Raw genomic sequence first — 4,759 nt, 5'->3', positions numbered from 1 at the left:
GGACACCCGAGCCCAGGTTCGCGCCGACATAGCTTCCGGTGGCCCGGAACAGGCCCAGTCCGTTCCCGGCGCCGCTGCCGCTACCGCTGTTGCTGTTGCTGTTGCTGATCTTCACTCCTCCATTCATCCGTAGAATCGCCGGCGCCGGAAGCGGCAAAACTGACGGCCACCCGCAAAAAACTGCCTGCCGGCGCGCGCCTGCTGACCCGCAGTTGGGGGTCCACCCTTTTCCGGGCGAGGGAGGGTAGCGTTCCATTATGAGTGCGCAGCAGCCTGACGATGTGTACACGCACGGCCACCACGAGTCGGTGGTCCGTGCCCATGCCTCCCGTACGGCGGAGAATTCGGCAGCGTTCGTGCTCCCGCATCTGATGCCCGGGACCTCCGTCCTCGACGTCGGCTGTGGGCCTGGCAGCATCACCTGCGACTTCGCGGAGCTGGTGGCGCCGGGCAGGGTCACAGGCTTGGACCGCTCCCCCGACATCATCGCCCAGGCCGCGGCCCTCGCCGTCGAGCGCGGCGTGGACAATGTCGGCTTTGCCGCCGGCAACATCTATGACCTCGATTTCCCGGACGAATCCTTCGACGTCGTCCACGCCCATCAGGTCCTCCAGCACCTCACGGACCCCGTCGCGGCGCTGCGGGAGATGCGGCGGGCGGCCAAGGCAGGCGGGATAGTGGCGGTGCGCGACGCCGACTTCCACGGCATGAGCTGGTACCCGGCCATCCCCGAACTCGACGACTGGATGGAGCTCTACCAGCGGATCGCCCGCCGCAATGGCGCCGAGCCCGACGCCGGCCGCCGGCTCGTGTCCTGGGCGCAGGCCGCCGGCTTCACGGATGTGGCGCCGTCCAGCAGCAACTGGCTCTACGCCACTGGGCATGAGCGGCGCTGGCAGGCCCGGGTGTGGGGCGAGCGGGTGCTGCATTCGTCCTTTGCCGACCAAGCGCTCGAGTACGGCCTGGCCAGCGAGGCGGACCTGGCCCGGATTTCGGCGGGCTGGCACCAGTGGGGCTCCACCGACGACGGCTGGTTCCTGATTCCCAACGGCGAGGTCATCGCCCGGGCGTGAGCGGCGGCCAGCGGTCACAGCACCGGCACAGGCCGCCGAAAGTGCAGCCATAACTCCGCGCCTGAGGCTGGGTACAGGCCGAATCCTCGGCCGGTCCGGAATTCCGGGCCCCAGCAAAGGAGTTTCACCATGGCAAAGATCAACAAGACCACCGCGGGCATCATGCTCGCTGCGGTGATCGGCGGCGGCGCCATCGGCGCGTCGGCCATCCCCGCGATGGCTGCCGATTCCACGGGCAGCTCGTCCTCGGCCCAGGCCACCGACGGCTACGGCACCGGGGGCCAGCGCGGCCCGCACCAGGCCAACGGGAAGACGGAGGAGGTCCTTACCGGCGACACCGCCACGAAGGTCGAGGCGGCGGTGAAGGCCGCCCAGCCGGATGCGGCGATCGAGCGGATGGAGACCGACGCCGACGGCGCCACCTACGAAGCCCACATCACGAAGGCGGACGGCACGCGCGCCACTGTCCTGCTGGATGCGAACTTCACGGTGACCGCAACCCAGGAAGGCCAGGGCGGCCCAGGCGGCGGCCATGGCGGCCCGGGCGGCGCAGCCGCGGATGGCTACACGTCCAACGGCTAACCCTTAGCGGGTCTTGGGCGTGCCCCTTGCACGCCCAAGGCCTGCGATCCTGGCGGCACGGCCGGCCTCCGGGGCGTTCGCCGTCGAGTTGCCGGCAGCCATTCCCTGCTTCCGGGTCTGCGGATAGGGTGCATTAGATATCTGCACTGGAGACCCACGGCAAGGAGAAACCCATGCGCAAATTGACGGCCGGCCTTTTCTGCTCTGTGGACGGCGTGGTTGAAGACCCGTTCAAGTGGCAATTCGACAGCTTCGACGAAGAGCTCGGTGCCGGGATGGGCGAGATGATGGGCCGGATCGACACCGCGCTCCTCGGCCGCGTGGGCTACCAGCAGTGGGCAGAATACTGGCCCAACGCCGAAAGCGACGCGGACTTTGCCGGATTCATCAATCCGCTGCCGAAATTTGTCGCGTCCCGCACCCTGACCGGCGAGCTGGAATGGCAAAATTCACGCCTGGTCGAGGGCCCGCTGGAAGACTTCGTCGCGGCTCTGAAGAACAGTGACGGCGGCGAAATCGGGATCTTCAGCAGCATTTCGCTGGTCCACCAGTTGCTGTTCGCCGGGCTGCTCGACACCTTGATGCTGATCGTCCATCCGGTGATCGCGGGCAGCGGGCGGCGGCTGTTCAACGACGGCGATGCCCTCACCCGGCTGGAGCTGCAGTCGTCCCAGCAGACCAGCAAAGGCAACATGATTCTCAGCTACGGCCTCCGCCGCGACTGACTCCCGTCATCAATCGGACCCGCCACGGCCGGGACCGTAAACTTACCTGGTGCAACCCTCCCTTTGGCTGGCCCTGGCCGGCGCCGGCGTCCTGATCAGCTTCACTCCCGGCGCGGGCGCCATCAACACCATGAGCAACTCCCTGAACTCGGGATTCCGCCGGTCCCTTTGGGGCATCCTGGGCCAGCAGGCCGCCCTCGTTGTGCACATCCTGATCGTGGCCCTCGGCGTCGGGGTGCTCGTGGCGAGCTCACCGGTTGCCTTCAACGTGATCCGCTACGCCGGCGCCGCCTACCTGGTCTACCTGGGCATCCGGCAGTTCCTGCACAAGCCGGACCTGGACCAGGAGAAGGCCGCGGCCCTGCGCAACGAGCCGGGCCTGTCCATGTTCCGCCGTGGCCTCTGGGTCAATCTGCTCAACCCCAAAGCCGTGGTCTTCTTCCTAGCCTTCATGCCGCAGTTCATCCGGCCGGAGCAGCCGCTGCTGCCGCAGTACGTGGTCCTGGCCGCTACCGTGATCGTGATCGACGTGGCGGTCATGTGGTTCTTCTTCGCGGCTGCGGCCCGGTCCTTCCAGCGCTTCACCCGCGACGCCCGCGGACAAAAGGTCCTGAACCGGACGTTCGGCGGGCTCTTCGTCGGCGTCGGCGTCCTGCTGGCCGCAATCCACTAGGCACCGCGGCCGCCGGCGTCCCGGCACCGGCGGCCGGCTCACCGTCCGGGACCGCTCCCCTGTCAGACGTGGCCGGGCGCCAGCTTCCGGAGGTCCGCTTTCCGGATCTTGCCGCTCGCGGTCCGGGGCATCTCGTCCACGAAGACGACTGATTTGGGGATCTTGTACCTCGCCAGCCGGCCCTCCAGGTGGGAGCGCAGCTGTTCTTCCGTGAGCCGGGCGCCCTCCCGCAACAGCACCACGGCCCGCGGCACCTCGCCCCATTTCTCGTCCGGCACCCCGATCACCGCGACGCTTCCGACGGCGTCGAGCTCGGCGATCGCCTGCTCCACCTCGGCGGGATAGATGTTCTCCCCGCCGGAGATGATCATGTCCTTGAGCCGGTCGGAGATGAACACGAAACCGTCCGGGTCCTTGTAGCCCATGTCGCCGGACTTGAACCAGCCGTCCCCTGTGTAGGAGTCCGACGAGGCCTCGGGCCGGTTCCAGTACTGGTGGATGACGTTGGGACCCTTGATCTGGATCTCCCCCACCATTCCGGGCGCAGCGGGCCCGGACGCCGGGTCGAGGGGATCGGCCACCCGGACATCGGTGAAGAAATGCGGCAGTCCGGAGGACCCGGCCTTGTCCCGGGACCTCGCCGCCGGCAGCGTGGTGGCGCCCGGGGCCGTCTCGGTCATGCCGTAGCCGTTGGAGAAGCGCAGCCCCCTCCGCTCGTAGGCTTCCAGGACCCGCATCGGCACCGCGGACCCGCCGCATGTCAGTTTGTTCAGCGAGCTGAGGTCCGTGGCGTCCCAGTCCGGGTGCTCGCAGAGCATCTGGTAGGTGGTCGGCACCCCGCTGATGGTGGTTGCGCGGTGCTGCTGGATCAGCTCGAGTGTCCGGCGGGGATCGAACTTGGCCTCCAATATCACGGTGCCGCCTTTGAGGAGCGTGGGCAGGACGCCCATGTCCAGGGAGGCGACGTGGAACATCGGGGAGATCATGAGAGCCACGTCGGTGGAGGCAAAGTCGAAATCGACCAGCACGTTGATGCAGTTCCACGTGATGTTGCCGTGGGTCAGGAGCGCGCCTTTGGGGTTTCCGGTGGTTCCGGAGGTGTAGAGGATCATGGCGGCGTCGTCCAGGCCCACGGGCTCGTCCGGCGCCAGCGCCGCACCGGACGCAATGACGGCCTCATACGCCTCCACGGCGGTTCCCCGGCCAGCGCCGCCGTCGGCCCCGCCGTCGGGCAGCGTTGGATCGGGCACTGTTTCGGCTGGCGCTGTCGACTCGTCGACGACGATCCGCGAACCCACGGCCGTCTCCGCCGAGCCGCGTTCGGCGAGCACCGCGAGCGACGCCGAGTGGACCAGCACGACAGCGCCGCTGTCCCGGAGCTGGAACTGGATCTCGGGCGGCGCGAGCCGGGTGTTCAGCGGGACGAAGACGGCACCTGCCAGGCCGGCGGCGAAGAGGGTCTCCAGGAAGGAGGGATCGTTTTCGCCCAGGTAGGCCACTCTGTCGCCTTTGATTACGCCGCGGTCCCGGAGGGCGTTGGCGAGCCGGGTGGAGCGTCCCGCGAGCTCGCTGTAGCTGAGACTGCGTTCCCCGGCGATGATTGCGGTCTTGGTGCCCGACTTCGGGCGGCGCCGTTGCAGCCACGAGCCGATGCCAAAATTCTCCACGGAAAATCCTTTCTAGTTAGACGGTAGCGCCAGCGGGCC

At 67.9% G+C, this 4,759-nt stretch carries 5 protein-coding genes; 4 read left to right on the top strand and 1 reads right to left on the bottom strand.

Features of this window, described 5'->3' with window-relative positions; genetic code table 11:
• Positions 1-257 precede the first annotated feature (257 nt).
• The 4 genes from LQV45_RS18030 (at position 258) to LQV45_RS18015 (ending at position 3,053) form a co-directional block, all read left to right on the top strand.
• A complete protein-coding gene (locus LQV45_RS18030) occupies positions 258-1,073 on the top strand; it encodes a methyltransferase domain-containing protein (RefSeq protein ID WP_230008205.1) in 816 nt (271 codons plus the stop codon).
• 129 nt (positions 1,074-1,202) lie between these two features.
• Complete coding sequence (locus LQV45_RS18025) at positions 1,203-1,655, top strand: hypothetical protein (RefSeq protein ID WP_230008204.1); 453 nt, start codon at positions 1,203-1,205, stop codon at positions 1,653-1,655.
• A gap of 173 nt (positions 1,656-1,828) precedes the next feature.
• The gene (locus LQV45_RS18020; RefSeq protein ID WP_230008203.1) at positions 1,829-2,380 is read left to right on the top strand and encodes a dihydrofolate reductase family protein; all 552 of its coding nucleotides are present in this window, start codon (positions 1,829-1,831) and stop codon (positions 2,378-2,380) included.
• A gap of 49 nt (positions 2,381-2,429) precedes the next feature.
• Positions 2,430-3,053: a LysE family transporter gene (locus LQV45_RS18015; RefSeq protein WP_230008202.1), complete on the top strand. Its 624-nt coding sequence runs from the start codon at positions 2,430-2,432 to the stop codon at positions 3,051-3,053.
• Positions 3,054-3,115: 62 nt separating this feature from the next.
• Here LQV45_RS18015 and LQV45_RS18010 read toward each other — a convergent pair whose 3' ends face one another.
• A complete protein-coding gene (locus LQV45_RS18010) occupies positions 3,116-4,720 on the bottom strand; it encodes a long-chain fatty acid--CoA ligase (RefSeq protein ID WP_230008201.1) in 1,605 nt (534 codons plus the stop codon).
• Positions 4,721-4,759 lie beyond the last annotated feature (39 nt).

Source organism: Microbacterium sp. Bi128 (assembly GCF_918698205.1).
This window is presented reverse-complemented; position numbering and strand designations above follow the sequence as displayed.

What these genes read in the sequence shown, in the direction of transcription:
- LQV45_RS18030 (WP_230008205.1), top strand. Translation starts at nt 258, where the DNA reads ATGAGTGCGCAGCAGCCTGACGATGTGTACACGCACGGCCACCACGAG.
- LQV45_RS18025 (WP_230008204.1), top strand. Translation starts at nt 1,203, where the DNA reads ATGGCAAAGATCAACAAGACCACCGCGGGCATCATGCTCGCTGCGGTG.
- LQV45_RS18020 (WP_230008203.1), top strand. Translation starts at nt 1,829, where the DNA reads ATGCGCAAATTGACGGCCGGCCTTTTCTGCTCTGTGGACGGCGTGGTT.